Consider the following 3,244-nt stretch of genomic DNA (forward strand, 5'->3'; position numbering starts at 1 on the left):
ACCATTCGTTTTCGAATACGCGCGACGCCGCATTCTCCAGTCGCTGCACCGGCTGGGCGAGTTCCTCAAACCGCGCGATCGCTGCTGGGAGATCCGCCTCCTCGAAAACCTCTAACCGGTCGACCGAGTCTCGATCGACCGTGAGAACGCAGATACTTCGCCACTCGGCTTCGGTGCCCTCTTCTGAAGTCTCGCCCGACACCGAGCTGACCACTGCCCCAATGCTGTTCAGCCGATGGACAGCCTCGATGGAGCTGCTCACCTGGGATGCAAGCCTCCACGAGGCGAGTAATGCGGGCAGTTGTCCAGGCGCAAAAGACGTTCCACGCCGGTGGTCAATGTTGACCCAATCTGGTGTCGTCGGGGGCATCTCACGCCGGTTGAGCGCGGAGTAGGCCGTCGTGATCACGGACCAAGTGCGCACGTAGGCGGCCGCTTCGCCGGCAAGGTAGCGGGCATCGAGCTCCTCGATGGCGGCGTCGAAGTCATCGGGGTCGAACACGACGCGCGCCACGACCCGGCCCTCGGCATCGATCTCGAGTACGTCAAGGACATCGGTGCGGAACGCATCAGGTCGTTGGTCGCGGCCTGAGGATCGGAGTCGACTGAGGACGAGGTGCCTGCCACGGATCGCGATGACCTCTGGCGTCATGCTCGTGACCCCGATCTCGGCGAGCGCCGAGATTTCGGTGATCACGGCATCGCGGCCCTGTCGACGTCCCGCGCCCACCACCCGCCGACGATCGTCCATGGAAATGTCGGCGGCCAATGTGTCAGCCATGGCATCCCAGTCGCGGGCCGCGAAGTACGCTTGGAGGCGCTCGGTTACCTGGCTGGCCGCGTTCTCCAGGCGCCGGGCTTGTGAGCGTTCATTCTCGAATCGGGCGTGCACGGCGTCGAGTTCGGCGATCGCGGCATCGTGGTCTTCGGTGTCGAACACAACGAACAGCGAGATGCGACCGTCGTTGTCGAGGCCGTAAAGATGTAGCAGCTGTTCCTGAGGTGCGCCCGGACTCGTGTCAGCAGTGCCGATCTCGAACCGGATGAGAGCAAGGCGGTCCCCCCGTACGGCGACCACTGCGCGACTGTGCCGCACGCCGCCAACATCGTCGCGAATATGCCTTACTCGGCTTGCCCAATCGGTAGGCGTGAGGGCTATGGGGGAGAAGCCGACTATCTTCCGGCGGTGTTCGGCGGCGATCTCGGTAGCGAATTGCCCCTCGACCTCATCCCACGCTTCGCGATCGAAAGCATCCCACAGGCGGCCGATTGCTCGTACGCACGCATTGTCCAGCTCGGCCTTCGGTATTTCGGGCGACATTGGAGCAGAAGGAAGTTCGCGCGCACCGAAACGGCGTGGGGCTTGTGAGCGTTCTTCCTCGAATCGGGCGTGCAGGGCGTCGAGTTCGGCAATCGCGGCGTCCATGTCTTCGAGGTCGAACCAGACTTGCAAATTGATTCGACCCTGCTCGTCAACGCCGTATACCTGGAGAAGTACGTCTTGCGGCGCCCCAGGGCTCGCGTCTGGAGTGCCCACCTCCGCTCGAGCGAGACCCAGGTGCTCGCCGCGCACGGCAAGAACGACATGGTTCACCCGTATGGTCCCCGCCTCGAGGTCGAGCCGCGTCTGGCGCATCACCCCGTCGGAAGGTACGTCGCTCTGTGTAAAGCCGATGACCTTCCGCCGACTCTCGATAACGCTGTCGGGCGCGAACAGCCGCTCGAATTCATCCCACGCCTCGCGATCAACAGCGGCCATCACGCGTTCACTTGCGCGGACGGCCGCGGTGCGAGTCGCGACAACGGGTGCTTCGGGTGGAGTCGGGGCACTTACCTCGACACGCGCGTCGAGGACGGCGCGCGCCTTATCGGCCAGCGCCGCAGCACCTTTCCGCTCATACAGGTTGGCCGAGCGTTCGGCGGCGGCTCGCGCGCCGGCGGCGTCGCCGGCCGCACCCAACACCCTTGCCAATGACAGACAGGCATCGCCGTGATCGACCAACCCGTCGGTACGCTCGGCAAGAGTGATGGCGGCCTGTGCAACGCGTCGAGCCTCATCGTGTTCGCCGTTGCGCGACAGCAACTGCGCCCGAAGTGTGCGCCAGGCGATTGATGCCTTCAGCGCGTGTCCTGCGAGTCGCTCACTCTCCGCGCATAATTCGTCGGCCTCGGCATCCCGATCGAGTGCCAGACACGCGCGACCGAGTAACGCAGCGGTCTCGGCGGTATCGGCGTCCAGACCCATCCGACGAAATCCGTTGCAGGCCTGACGAAGATGCGGCTCGGCCGCGGCCGGATCGCCCAAAACGAGCTCCACGATGCCGGCGAACTGCTCGACCTCCAGAAGCGCATGGCGAAGCCCGAGTTCGGTGACCGTCCTTCGGGCCGAGTCGATCATCCGTCGGGCTGCCGCATCGCGGCCGCGGAAGGCCTCCAGTACAGCCTGGCACCGCGTCGACGTCGCTTCGACCGCCGGTGAGTCGGTCGTGATCCGCAGCAGCCGCACCACGTCAAGGCACCGCCCGCCCGCGCGTGGAACCGGGTTCGGGCCCCACAGCGCAGCAAGTGGGGCGCCGGCCAGCACCGCGTTCACGCGGCGGTGATCACGCGCGCGCCGCGCCGCCGTCAGAGCATCGTCCAAGGCGACTTCGCAGTCGCCAACTCGCCCGAGCCGGGCGAGGCAGGTGGCGCGGACGGTATGCGCCTTGGCTTCCCCTGCGGCATCGTCGATTTCGGCCAGTTTCTGCGCGGCAGCGTCCAATGCGGCTTCCACGTCGTCCAGTCGCTCGGGATGGACCAACACCGAGAGCTGCCCGTCAAAGCATGTCGCCCACGCCGCTAGCCGCGCGGAATCGACTGTCGCTTGTTGCAATTGGGAGACCGCGCCTGCTGCCGACGCCACATCACCGGCGGCGAGCAGAGCCTCGCAGCGTGCCACGAGCAGATCGGCGACCTGGTCGTCACGGTCGGGCAGCTCGTCATCGATCTCGTCCAGCGCGTGCACCGCGTGGTCGTAAAGATCCGCCGCACCTTCGTAGGCGAGGCGGGCCATCGCTTGGTCCGCCGCACGCCGGCAATACTCAACGGCCTTGGCCGCGTTGCCCGCCCACGCACATTCGAAATAGTGGTGAGCCAGTTCAGCGAGCAGCTCGTCGTCGGCACCGGGCTCGTCCTCCAGCGTCGTGGCAATCCGCTGGTGCAACCGCATACGCCGCATCGACGGCAGTTCGGCCAGCAGCGACTG

The 3,244-nt window shown here is 65.8% G+C and carries 1 pseudogene; it reads right to left on the reverse strand.

Annotated elements, in window-relative coordinates:
- Positions 1-3,244 (reverse strand): annotated as a pseudogene (locus VN856_RS12080) (ATPase); the annotation flags it as partial.

The sequence above is a fragment of the Mycobacterium sp. genome, from assembly GCF_035603715.1.
Classification (GTDB): Bacteria; Actinomycetota; Actinomycetes; order Mycobacteriales; family Mycobacteriaceae; genus Mycobacterium.